The organism is Stetteria hydrogenophila (assembly GCF_054657575.1).
This window is the reverse complement of record NZ_BAAHYL010000001.1, coordinates 1-14095: the sequence shown is the minus strand read 5'-3', so window position 1 is coordinate 14095 and position 14095 is coordinate 1. Positions and strand designations below refer to the sequence as shown.

Sequence of the window (14095 nt, the reverse complement as noted above, 5' to 3'; positions counted from 1 at the left end):
GGGCGTGGCGGAGTGCCCTGGGGGGGAGTCGAAGCTCCTCGTCTCCAAGATAAGGGAGGGCACGGTGATAGACCACATACCTGCAGGGAGGGCGCTAGCGGTCCTCAAGCTCCTCAACCCCCCGCGTGGGGCGAGGGTAGCCCTGGTGATGAACGCCGAGAGCAGGAAGCTCGGGAGGAAGGACATAGTCAAAGTCGAGGGCGTAACACTCACCCCAGAGCAGACCGCAGCGGTGGCACTCATAGCCCCCAAGGCGACGATCAACATAATCAAGAACTACGACGTCGTCGAGAAGAGGAGGGCCACGCCCCCGAGGACAGTCAAGGGCATCCTGCGCTGCACAAACCCAACCTGCATAACCAGGAAGCCCGGCGAGCCAGTGAAGCCCAAATTCAAGCTAGTCAAAGAGGAGCCCGTAACACTCCAATGCATCTACTGCGGCACGATCATAACACAAGAGGAGATAGTAGAACAACTCAGCGGGCAAACATAAACCTTACAATCTACCCACACGCCATCTAACCGCGGATAGAAACCAACACCACGACAAGAAGCAACACAAAACCTTCACTATTATTCCCCGGATAAACCTGGGAAGCTTAAAAGCCTTACGCAGCCCCCGGCCACACTACCAAATGTTAAACAGTAGGAGAATAGTGGGCTAGAAATATTTAAATGCTCCCAATTCCGGCCGAAAGCATATACACGCCTAGAGGATAAAATATTTAATCGAAGGAAGCGTTCTATGCCCGTGGGCAACCGGTGGGAGCGGGTCTCACGCGGGGCCCTGAAGTATCTTTTAATGTTGATCTTGAACGGTATCTCCGTGATAGAATTGAAAAGAAAAGTACCACTGCCTTAGCCCCAAGCTTAACAAGTCTCTCCATGTATCTCCGTGATAGAATTGATTGAAAAAGAGTATTTGGGGCGTTAGTATGAACTGCATCTTCTCGATAATGCTGAAGGGAGTGTTTTACGCTGTGGACGCTTGCAGGGCTGGGCGGCCTGGGGGTTGCGTGAGGGTTGCTGGCTTGGATCCCGGGTTGAGGGTTGCCGGGCTCGCCGTGGCGGAGCGGGTGGGGGTGGGTTGGTGGCGGCTCCTCGGCGCTGAGGCCCTCCCCGCTGGGGAGCTGGCGGGTAGGCTCGCGGGGATCCTCCGGGTGGGCGTGTGCGCCGCGGGGGTCGACGCGCCGCTCCACCCCCAGCCGCCTGGGGGGTTCAGGCCCGTGGAGAGGGCTGCGCTGAGGCTCGGGGCTAGGCTCCTGCCGGGGTGGGGGGCGATGGCGAGGCTCACCCGGCTGGGCATGGCGCTGGCGGCCCTCCTCCAGGAGGCTGGCGTGGCCCCGGTGGAGACCCACCCCTCGAGCGCGGCGAGGATAGCCGGGATCCCGAGGGGCGCCGGGGGGCTTGGGAGGCACGAGTGGGAGGCGGCCCTCGCGGCGGCCGCTGCGGCTGCGTGGGTGGACGGGCTCGCCCTGGAGGTCGAGGGGCCCGGGGGGTGCCTGGTCTTCCCCACGCCCAGGCTCCGATTCGACTTCTAGGAGGCGTCAGGCCTGGCCACTCACTTCACACCCAGGGACCCCCTCCCCGGGTCCGGTAAAGGGTGCACTCATCACCCGCCCCGCGGGGCCCAGGTGGTGGTTCATACCAGCGTTTAAATGAGGCCCCCAGGGCCACTGGGGGGTACCGCTTGTCTCCCGGGGGCGGCGCGCCTGTGGGGCGCCGGGAGTGCTTGGGCGTGGGGGCTGGGAGGGCTAGGGGCTTCGTGGAGCTCCTGGACGGGGCCCGCTGGGGGAGGCTCTTCACTGTGGTGTATCTCCGCGATAGAATTGAAAGCGGCGTGGAGTCCGCCGGGAGGAGCCTGGAGGAGCTCACAGCCTAAGGCGCGGGCCCCGGTCTCGGGGGGATCCCGCCCCTCCTCCTTTAAGGGTCGAGCCCCACGCCTCCACGGGCCCGTGGAGGCTGCGTGGCGTTGGGCGCCCGGGTCGCCCTCCTCTCCGGGGGTAAGGACTCGCTGTACGCGGCGATGCACTACTGGCCCCCGGACTACGGCCTCGTCCTGGTCTACGACTTCCCGGAGCCAAGCCCCCACCTCGTCAACCTGGGCTTGACGGTTGAGACCCTCGCCCTTACCGGGATCCCCGTGGTGGTCGTGAGGCTGTGGAGGGGCCGGGAGAGGAGGGGGACGGTTGAGGCTCTCAGGAGGCTTGGGGCGAGCGAGGTCATAGCCGGGGACGTCTACGTCGAGGATCACCTGAAGTACATGGAGGGTGTCGCCGCGGAGGCGGGGGCCACGTTGAGGGAGCCCCTCTGGGGCAGGGACCCGGAAGACCTGGCCTTGGAGGTGTTCGAGAAGGGGTTCAAAGCCATGGTGATAGGCTCCTGGGGCCAGCTCCTCCACTGGCTCGGCGGGATCCTCGACTCGGAGGCCGCCCCCAGCTTCGTCGAGGAAGCCAGGAGCCTCGGCCTAGACCCGCTAGGCGAGCACGGCGAGTACCACACGCTGGTACTCCACAGCCCCCTCCACAGGGAGCCACTCCCAACCCCCGCCAAGGCAGGGGTCGAGGGCCACGGCGACCGCTGGATACTCCGCCTGCTACCCGCGTGTTAAGAACCCCCCGCGCGGCCCCGGAAGCCTCGGGGGTGGGGAGAAACTGCGGGGCCGACCCGCACCCCCACCTGGGGGGCGGGTGTGGGGATCCTTGGGGGCTATGAACCGACGCCCTGAGGGCTCTCCTGGGGGGCCTCGCTGCTCGTGGGGGGCTTTAGCTCGAAGAGCCCGGCGATTAGGAAGGCGAAGCCTATGAGGTAGAGCACTATGCCTACGAGGACTATTGACAGGACGGCGCCGAGGAAGATGTACCTCCCAGCCCTCTCCAGCGCCTCGCTCGGGGAGGCCTTGCTGAGCGCCTCCACGTGCTTCTTGAAGTAGTACGCCGCCACCACCGAGAGGAGCCATAGGAGGATTATGGCTGCACCCGCCCCCACCAGCGCCGTGAGGGGGGACTTCAGGAGGGCCCCGCTGATGACGCTCGTGGCCCCTAAGCCGGCCGCGACCGCCACGGCTATGAAGCCGGCTACAACGGAGTAGACCGCGTTGACCAGTATCTCCCTGGAGCCGTAGTGCTGGTAGAGGGCGTAGACTCCGATGAGCCAGACGACGAAGCCAACCCCGGACACGATGACTTCGCCGGCAACGGCTCCAATGAATTCTAAGATGAGGCCGAGAACAGTTGCCAGCTTCGCCTTCTCGAAGTCCAGGATAGGCTTGGATTCAGGCAACACGCCCGCCCTCCGCGCAATCATCCAACCGTTTATACTTTTTAATTGTTTATTTAATTTTCGACTCGACCGCCCCCGGGGGGCGCCGGGTACTCCCCGGGTACTCCAGGGGTGGTGTCTGGGCTTGGCTGCGCCGTTCAACCCCAACGCGGCTGGGGAGGCTAGGCGTAGGATGCTCGAGGCCCTCGGCGTTAAGAGTGTCGAGGAGCTGTTCAGCGACATACCGGAGGGGGCGAGGTTCAAGGGGGACTGGGACTCGCTGCCGATTGGCGCGGGGCGCCCGCTGAGCGAGGCCGAGGCGGACCGCTGGGTGAGGGAGAGGCTCTCCAGGAACAAGGTGTTCCTGGACCCTCCTCCCTTCCTTGGGGCGGGGGTGTACCCCCACTACGTGCCTGAGGCTGTCAGGTTCATTATTGAGAGGTCGGAGTTCCTCACGAGCTACACCCCCTACCAGCCCGAGGCGAGCCAGGGCATGCTCCAGGCGCTCTTCGAGTACCAGAGCCTCATGGCTGAGCTGCTGGAGTTTGAGGTGGTCAACTCCAGCATGTACGACTGGGCGAGCGCGGCGGCCGAGGCGTTCCTCCTCGCCCTCAGGTACCATAGGATGAGGCGTAGGAGGATTCTGGTGCCGGAGACGATGAACCCGATGCACAGGAGGGTGGTGGACGCCTACCTCTACCCCCACAGGAGGGCGGGGGTGAGGGTGGAGGAGGTCCCCGTCGACAGGGAGACTGGGTACCTGGACCTCTCGGCACTCGACTCCATGCTCGGCGACGACGTGGCGGCGGTCTACCTTGAGTACCCCAGCTTCCTGGGGGTGGTGGACGTGAACGCTAGGAGGGTGGGGGAGGCGGCCCACGAGCACGGGGCGCTCTTCGTAATGGGCGTGAACCCCCTGGCCCTCGGGGTCCTCGAGCCCCCCGGCAGGCTGGGCGCAGACGTCGCCGTGGGGGACGGCCAGCCCCTCGGCCTGGGCCTCAACTACGGCGGCCCCTACCTTGGCGTGATGGCGGTCCGCTGGGACGCGAGGCTCGTGAGGCAGATGCCCGGGAGGCTCGTGGGGCTAACCGAGGACGCCGAGGGGAGGAGGGCGTTCACCATGATACTCCAGGCGAGGGAGCAGCACATACGCCGCGCCAGGGCGACGAGTAACATCTGCACCAACGAGGCGCTCGCAGCCGTGGCGGTGGCGGCGTACCTGAGCCTCCTAGGCCCGGAGGGGCTCAGGGAGCTGGGGGAGCACGTCATGTACAAGGCCAGGTACGCTGCGAGGAAGCTCTCGGGGATCCCGGGAGTCGAGGCCCCGGCAGTCAAGGGGTTCTACTTCAACGAGTACCCCGTCAGGTTCCCGGTGCCATACGAGAGGGTGCACCGCCACCTCCTACGCAGGGGGATCCACGGCGGCCTCCCCCTGGAGGACAAGATCCCCTGGCTTGGCCACTCAGCACTCTACGCCTTCACAGAGCTCCACTCGAAGGAGCACATCGACAGGCTCGCCGCCGAGGTGGAGGAGGCGGTCAAGAGCGCCGGGGGAGCCTAGCCCCAGGCCACGCCCCCGGGATCCCGGGGGAGGGTGGGGGTTAGCTTCACGCTCCCCCGGTTAGGGTGGCTAGCGGCGCGCCCAGCGCCGCGGTGGCCGCCGCGGCTGCCCCGACCCTGGCGAGGACCCTGGCGAGGTTCGACTTGTAGTAGTCGACGGTGAGGGCGAGGCAGAGGTGGGCGGGGCTCATCATCACGCCCAGGAAGCCGCCAAGGTAGGCGGTGTAGAGGAGGCCCCAGTCTACTCCCGTGGGTGTCGCTATGTAGGAGTAGAGCATGGGCATCGCGGTGGCTGCGAAGAAGTTCTCGCCCCCCGCCGCGAGGCCGAGGGTGAAGGAGGCTAGGAACGCCAGGACGGCCGGAGGGATCCCGGCGGCGGCAGCGGCCTGCTTCACCGCCCCGCTTATCCCCGTCTCGAGGAGGAGGTTCTTGAGGAGCAGGCTCTCGAAGAGCACCAGGTGCATGGTGGGCCTCGCCGCCAGGGCCAGCGCCCTCCTCAGGCCCCGGAGGCCGGGCCGGAAGAAGGCTATCGTCGCCAGGTTGACTAGGGCGAGCGCCTCGAGGAGGTTGAGCCCGGATAGCGCTAGGATGGCGAGGGAGGCCAGGGGGGACACGGCTGCCAGGAACCTCCACGCCTCGCCCCCGCCCCGGCACCTAGCCCTGGCCATGACTCCCCCCGCAACCGCGAGGCCCCCCGCCACCGCCGCCAGGCTCCCTGGCCAGGTGTGGCCCACGACCTGCACGGGTGAGAGGTGGAAGACGCTCGCGGTTATCACCGCGCTCTGGAAGAGGGGCCAGCTCGGCACCCAGATGTGCCTGAACCAGTAGTTGACGAACGTCGCCTCCTCCCGGGACAGCCTGGCCTCCCTGAGGTACTTCTCCCTCATTGCAATGGCGGAGACGAGGGCGCCGCCGGGCATCGGCATCAACCCGATGAGGGCCGGGATCCCGGGCAGGGAGAGCCTGCAGCTCACCGAGCTGAGGGACTCAACCATCGCCTGCAGGAGGCCCGCCTCCCTCATGACCCCGGCGAGGAGCATGCTCAGGAATATGTAGACGAACACCTTGAAGTCGTTCCACTCCAGCACCCTCGCAGCGGCCCCCGCCAGGCAGGCGAGGCGGCACGCAAGCGCAGCGTAGACCACGGCCATAACGGCTAGGGCGACGTGCACCCTCCACCCCCTGAGCGTCAGGGCAAGCAGCGCCGCCAGCGCAGCGGCGAAGGCCGCGATCGGGTTGACCAGAGGCTGCGCCACACCCACCCCCAAACCCCCCGCCAGCCGGAGAGGGCGGGCGTAAAAGGCGGCGCAGGGACGCCTGGACGAGTAGTGAACAGTTAAAGCCCCACTCCGCCCCCGAGGGGCTCCCTAGTGAAGCCGGGAGGTTGTAGGTGTTGCCCGTGAAGCCCGTCCCTGGAGTCTTCGAGAACCCTGTCATCCTCGAGATACTGGAGCGCTACAGGGTCGTGTGGGCGCTGGGCCACGCCGCGAGCTTGATGTCGTGGGACAGCGAGACCTACATGCCCCCGGGGGGCGTCGAGGAGAGGGCCCTAGCCCGGGGGGAGCTCGCCAGGCTCAGGCAGAGGCTCATCCTCGATCCTGAGCTAGTCAAGCTCGTCGAGAAGGCTGAGGGCCTGGAGGGCTTGAACGACTACGAGAGGGGAGTGGTGAGGGTCCTCTCCAGGGCGATCAGGATAGCGAGGAGCATCCCCCCGGAGCTTGTGGCTGAGGAGGCGAGGCTGAGCGAGGAGGCCCGAAGGGCGTGGAGGGAGGCCAGGGAGAGGAGCGACTTCTCGAGCTTCAAGCCCTACCTTGAGAGGATCGTGGAGGTGGAGCGCAGGAAGGCGGAGCACCTGGGCTACGAAGACCACCCCTACGACGCCCTCCTGGACCTCTACGAGGAGGGGCTGAGGGTCAGGGACATGGACCGGTACTTCCAGGCGATAATACCCACCACCAAGGCGGTGCTCGAGAGGGTGAGGAGCGGGGGCTTCTACCCCGAGAGGCACCCCCTCGAGGAGGTCAGGTACGACGCCCCCGCCATGGAGAGGGTGAACAGGGCAGTCCTCGACATGCTCGGATACCCCTGGGACAGGGGGAGGCTCGACTTGTCAGCCCACCCCTTCACCATCGACATGGGGGTTGGGGACGTTAGGATAACGACTAGGTACGAGGGCTACGACTTCAGGAGGGCGCTCTTCAGCACCATCCACGAGTTCGGCCACGCCCTCTACGAGCTCCAGGTTGACGAGAGGCTCAAGGCGACCCCGCTAGTCGGCGGGGTGAGCATGGGCGTCCATGAGAGCCAGAGCAGGTTCTGGGAGAACGTCGTGGGCAGGAGCCCCGCCTTCGCCGGGCTAGTCAAGGGGCTGCTCGACGAGAACCTCGGCTTCACCAGGGACTACGATGCAGTCGAGCTCTACAGGTACTTCGCCCTCGTGAGGCCGATACCGATAAGGGTTGACAGCGACGAGCTCACCTACAACCTTCACATCTACCTCCGCTACGAGCTTGAGAAGGGCATGATAACCGGGGAGGTCAAGGTCGGCGAACTCTCCGAGCTGTGGAACGAGATGAGCGAGGAGCTGATAGGCGTGAGGCCGAGGAACGACGCTGAGGGGGTGCTGCAGGACATACACTGGAGCATGGCCTCCATAGGCTACTTCCCAACCTACACCCTAGGCAACCTGGTAGCGGCGATGATCTGGAAGGCTGCGGACGCCAGCCTCGGGGGCCTCTACAGGCTCGTCGAGGAGGCGAGGTTCAGCGAGGTCAGGGAGTTCCTCAGGGAGAGGATACACAGGTGGGGCTCAACATACGAGCCGAAGGTGCTGGTCGAGAAGGCGCTCGGCGAGCCGGTGAACTCGGAGAGGTTCAACGAGTACATAACCTGGAAGTACGTCGAGCTACCCAAGCGCCTCTAGCCCCCGCCTGGCCTATAGGCTAGCCTTTATCACGCCACGCCCGGGATCCCCTGCCACGAGCCCTCCCCTGGGGGGTGGCGGGTCTTGGCCGGGGTCACCGTTGAGGTCCCCGAGTACGAGGTCGTGGATAGGGTTGAACTCCCCGCCCGGAGGACGGCCGTTATAGTTGTGGATATGCAGAACGACTTCGTGAAGGAGGGGGGCAAGCTGAGGGTCCCCACGGCTGAGGCGACGGTGGAGCCGATCAGGAGGCTCCTCGAGAGGGCTAGGAGGGCAGGGGTCAGGGTCTTCTACACGCAGGACACCCACTACGATGGGGACCCGGAGTTCGAGATCTGGGGGGAGCACGCCAGGCACGGCACCTGGGGCTGGGAGATAGTGGAGGAGCTGAAGCCCCGGCCCGGGGACATAGTGGTGCAGAAGACGAGGTACGACGGCTTCTACGGCACCCCACTCGACGACCTGCTCAGAGTGTACGGCGTGGAGTACACGGTGATAGTCGGGACAGTCGCCAACATCTGCGTCCTCCACACCGCGGCCAGCGCCGCCCTGAGGTGGTACAAGGTGGTGATCCCAGTCGACGGGGTGAGCGCGCTCACGGATTTCGACCTCCACGCCACGCTGAGGCAGGTGAGCTGGCTCTACAAGGGCGTGATCGTCAGGAGCGTCGACGGGGTTGTGTTCAGGTAGGCGGGTAGAGGAGGTACCCCAGGAGCACCGCGGCCAGCCCTGAGAGGTAGACGCCGTCGAACACCCCGGCGCCTCCTATGCTCACCAGCTTGGCTCCAAGCCTCCGGGCGAGCCCCGCCGGGTCCCTGGCTAGCCTGAGGACGTCGGCGCCGAGGAGGCTGCCCAGCGTGCCGGCGACGTAGGCCCCGGGGAGGAGCGCCGGGGAGGGGCCGATGAATAGGAGGGAGAACACGGCCGCGGCGAGCGGGGGGAGGAGCATGGGGACCACCACCCCCACGCCCGGCACGGGCTTCGCCGCCGCGTAGACTACGAGCGCCGTCGCGGCTGTCGCCGCGAGGATCCCGGCCAGCGACCCCGGCTCAGACTCGGCGGCGAGGGCAAGCATGAACGCGCTGGCGGCGGCGGGGACCGCCGCGCCCCCCAGGTTGACGGCGAGGAGCACCCAGTCCTCCACGACCACCCTGCTCACCACGGGGATCGGGATCCCGTAGAAGCTCACGTACCCAGCCCTATACTCGACCCTGTACACTCCGGAGCCCAGCTCCCTCACCACAACGTTAACCGGGCTGAGGGCGAGGCTGAAGAGGAGGACGAGCTGGGAGACCGCCACGGCGGCCTCCGGCCCGAGCCCCAGGGCGGAGAGGGCCCCCGCGAGGGCGCCGTGCGAGGCGAGTATCAGGGGGAGCAGGAGGGTGAAGTAGAACAGAAACACTAGGGGGTGGACTGGGGGGGCTATGATGACCCTAACCAGCTCCGACCACCATCCACCTAGGCGCCGGGATCCCTCGGGGGGTTTAGCGTTAAACGCTCCCGCTCGCCGCGGGCCGGGGGCTACTGCCCCCCCTCGAGGTCCCTGGCGACCGCCTCCGCGGCCCTCCTCCCGGAGAGCAGCATTGAGGTGAATATCGGCCCCATCCTGGGGAGCCCGTGGAGGGCGGCGACCGCCATGCCGGCGGCGTAGAGGCCGGGGATCACCCTGCCGGTCTTCTCCACCACGAGCCTCTCGGCCTCCTCGGAGTACGCTGAGGACTCGCCCGGCACCTTGACGCCGGAGTCGGGGATCTTCCTCGCCACCACTCTGAGCACGTAGGCGTCGTGGCCCGTGGCGTCTACGACCGCCCTTGAGTAGACGAAGATGGGGTCGACGTGGAGGCCGGCGAGGGGTATGGCGGACCAGTTGACCGCGACGCCCGCCACGCGGACCGGATTGAACCTGACTATGACGTCTTCAACGTTGACGCCGTGGATTATCCTGGCCCCCGCGTCTATCGCCCCCGCCGCCAGCTTCGCCATGAACTCGGCCGGGTCCACAGTGTAGAGCCCCCCAGCAACGCTGCGGTACCTGATGTTGAAGTCCCTCAGGATCCCCAGGGCCTCCTCGGCCACCACGATCCTGTGGAAGAGGTTCCCGCCCCCGCCAATACCCCCGCCGAAGGACAGGCGCCTCTCGAAAACCACGACCCTGAAGCCGGCCTCGGCCAGGTACCTGGCAGCAGTAAGCCCCGAGGGCCCAGCGCCGACGATGACCACGTCCGACTCGGCGATCTCAGACCAGTCCCTAGCAGCCTCCTCAACTATAGCCCTCGTGATCCGAGCCTCAAGCTCAGCCACCAGCCACCACCCGAGGCGATGCGGGCCCAGGCAGCGGGGCCGCCGAGGAAAATAAACCCCCAGCCTAACCCGATGAAAAGTCTAAATATAAATAAAGCCTGAATAAGGCCCAAAATACCCCGATCCAAGTAGACGCTTGGTTGCTGGGCGCTGGGCGGTTGGACGCGGCGGGCAGAGGCCGGCCGCGGGGGTGGGACTAGCCCCCGGGGGGCGGCTACTCCCTGAGGAGCGGGGGCCTCTTCGCCATCGCCCTCCTGCGGGCCTCCCCGAGGATCTCCTCCGCCTTCTCGGGGAAGTCCGGGGGGAGCTTCCTGAAGAGTGGCTTGACCCCGCCCAACCTCGTGCCGGGCGGGACCGGCTCGCCGAGGTGCTCGTCCCACACCGCCTCGTGGACGCTGCCGGGTAGGCCGAGCATCCTCCACAGCTCCTCCGCCGCCCTCGGCGTGAAGGGGGCCATGAGGTGGGCGATCGTCTTCACCACCGCCGCGGCGGCGTAGAGGGATGCCCTCGCCTCCTCCGGGTTCTCCCTTAGCAGCTCCCAGGGCCTCCTCTGGTTGAGGTACCTGTTCCCCAGCCTCGCGACCTCCAGCACGTGCTCGGTCGCCTGCTTGATCCTGACCTTGTCCAGCGCCTCGGCCGCCCTCCACGCCTCCCTCCTCGCCTCCTCTAGGAGCCTCTCCTCCTCCCCGGGGAACTCGCCGGGCTCGGGGATGGAGCCGCCCAGCCTCCTCTCGATCATGCTGAGCACGCGGTGCACGAGGTTCCCGATGTCGTCGTTTAGCTCGCTGTTCACTATCCTATAGAACTCCCTCCACGTGAAGTTCGTGTCCCTCGCCTCGGGCCTCATCCTGGCGAGGGCCCACCGCCAGTAGTCGGCTGGGAGTATCTCGAGGGCCTCGTCTATCCACACGCCTATCCTCCTGCTCTTGCTGAACTGCTTCCCCTCGTACATGAGGTACTCTGTCGCGCTAATCCTCCAGGGGAGGACGTAGGGGTCCCCGCTCGCTATGAATAGGGCTGGGAGTATTATGGAGTGGAAGGGGATGTTGTCCTTCCCTATGAAGTAGATCGTCCTAGTCTCGGGGTTGAACCACCACTCCCTCCAGGCGTCCGGGTCCCCGGTCCTGGCCTGGAGGAGCTCCTTCACCGCGCTAACGTATCCCAGGAGGGCGTCGAACCACACGTAGATAGTCTTCCCCTCGGCCCCCGGGAACGGCGCCGGGATCCCCCACGATATGTCCCTCGTCACGCTCCTAGGCTTCAGCCCCTGCCTCGCCCACTGGATGCTGTAGTTCCTCACGTTATCCGGCAGCTCCTTGTTAGACTCGAGCCACTCCAGGACCTTGTCCTGGACCTTCCTCAGGTCTATGAACCACTCCTTCACCTTCATGAATATGGGCCTCGCCCCGCAGAGGGCGCACCTGGGGTTGATCAGCTCCGTGGGGTGGAGGAGCCTGCCGCAGTTGTCGCACTGGTCCCCACGGGCCTCCTCGAAGCCGCAGTAGGGGCACGTGCCGACGACGAACCTGTCGGGGAGGAAGATCTTGTCGTTCGGGCAGTAGGGCAGCTCCTCCTCCCCCTCGAATATGTAGCCCCTCTCGTAGAGCTTCAGCATGAACTCCCTCACGAACTCCTGTGCACCGGGCTCTCGGTCCTCGTGTAGTTGTCGAAGCTAATCCCCCACTCCCTCCAGAGCTTGACGTCGTACTCGTGCACCTGGTCCGTGAGCGTGCGGGGCGGGACGCCCTTCCGCCTCGCCTCAAGCTCCACGGGGGTCCCGTGCTCGTCGCTCCCCGAGACGAAGAGGACCTCGTGCCCGCGGAGCCTGAGGTACCTGGCGTAGATGTCGGCGCTCAGGATGGAGCCCACCAGGTTGCCCAGGTGTGGAATCGTGTTGACGTAGGGCCAGGCGCTCGCGACGATGTACCTCCCCAGCCCTCAGCACCCCGCGCCGGGCTCAGCTAACCCCCCGAGGCCGGCGGCTCCTATTAAGGAGGCATCCCGCGCCTCCTCGACGGCGGGGCAGGCCGGCGGCTAGAGCCTCACGAAGGGCTCTACCATCCGGTCGACCGCGTGGATCGGGGGGAGGTCAGAGAGCTTCTTGCCCTGGAACGTGACTAGGATGGCGTGCTCGTCGGGCAGGTAGGCCCAGTCCCCGCCCCTCACCCTGAGCCCCCGGGGCGGCTCTACTCCCTCCTCGAGGTAGTAGTAGACCTCCATCACTACGCCCTTCGTGCTCCAGTTCAGCCTGACCCTGTCCGCTAGGAGGTCGCTCCCCTCCAGGGCGACCAGCTCGACCTCGATGCTGGGTGCGTCGGGGTCGAGCTCCAGGGTCTCTAGCTCGAACCTGCCCACGGCGCGGAGGCGCCAGAGTACCGGCTCCAGGATCCCCCTCCACGCCTCGACCCCGTAGTAGACCAGCTCCTCGAACACGCTGTCGGGGAGGTGCTCCTTCTTCACTCTGAGCTTGTCGGCCAGCTCCAGTATTATCCCCTTATAGCTCGCCACGACGTCGAGCAGCTTCGACGCGGGCCTCCTCGGGCGTGACGCCCAGCCTCTCCGCCAGATCGCTCAGGGCGTCGAACGCCTCCCTGGAGAGCGTGGCCCTGACCTCCACGGAGCCGCCGGCCCCGGCCTCCCCGGCCTCCAAGGTTATCCTTCACCACGCTGAAGCCCTCGGGGTCCGGGGGCTTTAACGGCGCCTAGGCTTCAGCCTTGATATACTGCGTGGCTTCACTCTACCCCTCCTGGTGGAGGGCTTGCCTGGGGATTCCCGGGCTGGAGGAGACGCTTAGGAGGATGATTGAGTGGTACACGTCCTGGCCCAGGGACCTCCTGGAGGCGTTCGACGCCGCCGCGCGGGTGAGCCCGGGCGGGCTGGAGGAGGGCAGCCTGGTCATCGGCTGCGGCATGGGGGGCTCGGGCTTCTCCGTCGACGCAGCCCGCTACGTGCTCGAGGAGCTGGGCACCGCGTCGTGGCGTGCAGGAGCCACTCCCCGCCGCCCTACACGGGCCCCGGCACGCCCGTGGTCGCGGTGAGCTTCTCCGGCTCCACCTTCGAGACCCTGGAGTGCGTGAGGAGGGCCGTGGAGAGGGGCGCCCCCGTCTACGGGGTCGCGGGGAGGGGGAGCAGGCTCCACAGGCTCCTCGAGGGCCTGGGGCGCCCCGTCGCCCCGGTGGAGCATAGGGGCCTCCCGAGGACGTCGCTCGCCACGCTCGCCGGCTCCATCCTGGGCCTCCTCGCCCCGGGCGCCCGCGGGGTGGTCGAGAGGGTCTCCCGCGCCCTCGACCCGGGGTGGGCGCTGGGGGAGGCGGAGAGGCTCGCCCCCGCCCTGGCCGGCGGCGGGATCCCGGTCGTAGTGGCCTGCGGCGCCTACGCCCCCCTCGCCTGGAGGTGGAGGAGCGAGCTCGCGGAGAACACCGGCATCCACGCCCTCGTCGAGGAGTACCCGGAGGCCGGGCACAACGCCGTGAACGCCTGGGTGGAGCCCCAGCCGGGGCGGTGGGTCTTCATAGTAATCAAGGCCTCCGCAGGGGACGAGGTTTGCTCGGCGATCGAGGACTGGGTCGAGGGCGAGTACTCCAGGCGCGGCGAGGCCTACACCCTGGACCTCAAGCGCTTCGCGGCCACCCACCCCCTCGCCGCCCTCCTCGAGGGCGCCATGGTGGCCGGGGTGGCGTCGAGCCTGGCGGCGGTGAGGATGGGCAGGGACCCCGCGGCCACCCCCGGGATAAGGCGGTACAGGGAGGCGGTGAGGGCGGTCGAGGAGCGCCTCCGCCGCGGGGGTGGAGTGTAATAGCCGGGAGGCCCGGGGTAAGCTATAATATCAACCAGGGGCACCCGCGGCGCGGGGCTGGTGTCTGGGATGAATAGGGACCAAGCTGTCGGGGCCGGGCTCGCGGCGGGCTCGCTGCTCTTCTTCGTAATCTACGCCTACATACTTCTCTTCACCAGGTACGACTTAGTCCTCCTCAAGCTCACCGCGCTCGCCCTAGTGGGCATCGCCGCCGGGAATCCTGGCGTGGATCGGCTACACGCTCGCCACCACA

At 66.7% G+C, this 14095-nt stretch carries 15 protein-coding genes and 2 pseudogenes; 10 read left to right on the top strand and 7 right to left on the bottom strand.

Annotated elements, in window-relative coordinates; genetic code table 11:
- The first annotated feature begins 4 nt into the window (after positions 1 to 4).
- From pyrI to ACYQ3J_RS00070, 4 genes are all read left to right on the top strand, one after another.
- Positions 5 to 493, top strand: coding sequence for an aspartate carbamoyltransferase regulatory subunit (pyrI, locus tag ACYQ3J_RS00085; protein WP_460122786.1), 489 nt, complete (start codon positions 5 to 7; stop codon positions 491 to 493).
- Positions 494 to 935: 442 nt separating this feature from the next.
- Positions 936 to 1541: a hypothetical protein gene (locus ACYQ3J_RS00080; RefSeq protein WP_460122783.1), complete on the top strand. Its 606-nt coding sequence runs from the start codon at positions 936 to 938 to the stop codon at positions 1539 to 1541.
- A 197-nt stretch (positions 1542 to 1738) separates the two neighbouring features.
- Complete coding sequence (locus tag ACYQ3J_RS00075) at positions 1739 to 1882, top strand: hypothetical protein (protein ID WP_460122780.1); 144 nt, start codon at positions 1739 to 1741, stop codon at positions 1880 to 1882.
- 90 nt (positions 1883 to 1972) lie between these two features.
- Positions 1973 to 2611: a Dph6-related ATP pyrophosphatase gene (locus tag ACYQ3J_RS00070; RefSeq protein ID WP_460122777.1), complete on the top strand. Its 639-nt coding sequence runs from the start codon at positions 1973 to 1975 to the stop codon at positions 2609 to 2611.
- 98 nt (positions 2612 to 2709) lie between these two features.
- Here the strand turns inward: ACYQ3J_RS00070 and ACYQ3J_RS00065 are convergent, their stop codons facing one another.
- Positions 2710 to 3306, bottom strand: a complete 597-nt coding sequence (locus ACYQ3J_RS00065; protein WP_460122774.1) for a DUF996 domain-containing protein — start codon at positions 3304 to 3306, stop codon at positions 2710 to 2712.
- Between the two features lie 100 nt (positions 3307 to 3406).
- Between ACYQ3J_RS00065 and gcvPA the strand changes: the two genes are divergently transcribed.
- Positions 3407 to 4822 (top strand): aminomethyl-transferring glycine dehydrogenase subunit GcvPA, encoded by a 1416-nt coding sequence (gene gcvPA / locus ACYQ3J_RS00060; protein WP_460122771.1) that lies wholly within the window; start codon positions 3407 to 3409, stop codon positions 4820 to 4822.
- Between the two features lie 46 nt (positions 4823 to 4868).
- Here the strand turns inward: gcvPA and ACYQ3J_RS00055 are convergent, their stop codons facing one another.
- Positions 4869 to 6083: a DUF401 family protein gene (locus tag ACYQ3J_RS00055; protein ID WP_460122768.1), complete on the bottom strand. Its 1215-nt coding sequence runs from the start codon at positions 6081 to 6083 to the stop codon at positions 4869 to 4871.
- A gap of 137 nt (positions 6084 to 6220) precedes the next feature.
- On the opposite strand from ACYQ3J_RS00055, the gene ACYQ3J_RS00050 reads away from it, so the two are divergent.
- Positions 6221 to 7744, top strand: coding sequence for a carboxypeptidase M32 (locus ACYQ3J_RS00050; protein WP_460124496.1), 1524 nt, complete (start codon positions 6221 to 6223; stop codon positions 7742 to 7744).
- Between the two features lie 84 nt (positions 7745 to 7828).
- Entirely contained in the window at positions 7829 to 8434 is a 606-nt protein-coding gene (locus ACYQ3J_RS00045) for a cysteine hydrolase family protein (RefSeq protein ID WP_460122765.1), read from the top strand.
- On the opposite strand, the gene ACYQ3J_RS00040 is transcribed toward ACYQ3J_RS00045, so the two are convergent.
- The 5 genes and pseudogenes from ACYQ3J_RS00040 to ACYQ3J_RS00020 all read right to left on the bottom strand — a co-directional run bounded on the left by ACYQ3J_RS00040 (position 8427) and on the right by ACYQ3J_RS00020 (position 12695).
- Positions 8427 to 9146, bottom strand: coding sequence for a DUF1614 domain-containing protein (locus ACYQ3J_RS00040; protein ID WP_460122762.1), 720 nt, complete (start codon positions 9144 to 9146; stop codon positions 8427 to 8429). The two genes, ACYQ3J_RS00045 and ACYQ3J_RS00040, sit on opposite strands and share 8 nt — an antisense overlap.
- 119 nt (positions 9147 to 9265) lie before the next feature.
- Positions 9266 to 10048, bottom strand: a complete 783-nt coding sequence (locus ACYQ3J_RS00035) for a sulfide-dependent adenosine diphosphate thiazole synthase (protein ID WP_460124493.1) — start codon at positions 10046 to 10048, stop codon at positions 9266 to 9268.
- Positions 10049 to 10259: 211 nt separating this feature from the next.
- Positions 10260 to 11980: pseudogene (gene metG, locus ACYQ3J_RS00030) on the bottom strand (methionine--tRNA ligase).
- 99 nt (positions 11981 to 12079) lie between these two features.
- Positions 12080 to 12553 (bottom strand): hypothetical protein, encoded by a 474-nt coding sequence (locus ACYQ3J_RS00025; RefSeq protein WP_460122759.1) that lies wholly within the window; start codon positions 12551 to 12553, stop codon positions 12080 to 12082.
- Entirely contained in the window at positions 12540 to 12695 is a 156-nt protein-coding gene (locus ACYQ3J_RS00020) for a hypothetical protein (protein ID WP_460122755.1), read from the bottom strand. The genes ACYQ3J_RS00025 and ACYQ3J_RS00020 overlap by 14 nt, the downstream gene beginning before the upstream one ends.
- Positions 12696 to 12772: 77 nt before the next feature.
- On the opposite strand from ACYQ3J_RS00020, the gene ACYQ3J_RS00015 reads away from it, so the two are divergent.
- From ACYQ3J_RS00015 to ACYQ3J_RS00005, 3 genes and pseudogenes are all read left to right on the top strand, one after another.
- Positions 12773 to 13084, top strand: coding sequence for a hypothetical protein (locus ACYQ3J_RS00015; RefSeq protein ID WP_460122752.1), 312 nt, complete (start codon positions 12773 to 12775; stop codon positions 13082 to 13084).
- Positions 13021 to 13842, top strand: a complete 822-nt coding sequence (locus ACYQ3J_RS00010; RefSeq protein ID WP_460122749.1) for an SIS domain-containing protein — start codon at positions 13021 to 13023, stop codon at positions 13840 to 13842. Before ACYQ3J_RS00015 ends, ACYQ3J_RS00010 begins: the two co-directional genes overlap by 64 nt.
- A 60-nt stretch (positions 13843 to 13902) precedes the next feature.
- A pseudogene (locus tag ACYQ3J_RS00005) lies at positions 13903 to 14095 on the top strand (hypothetical protein); the annotation flags it as partial.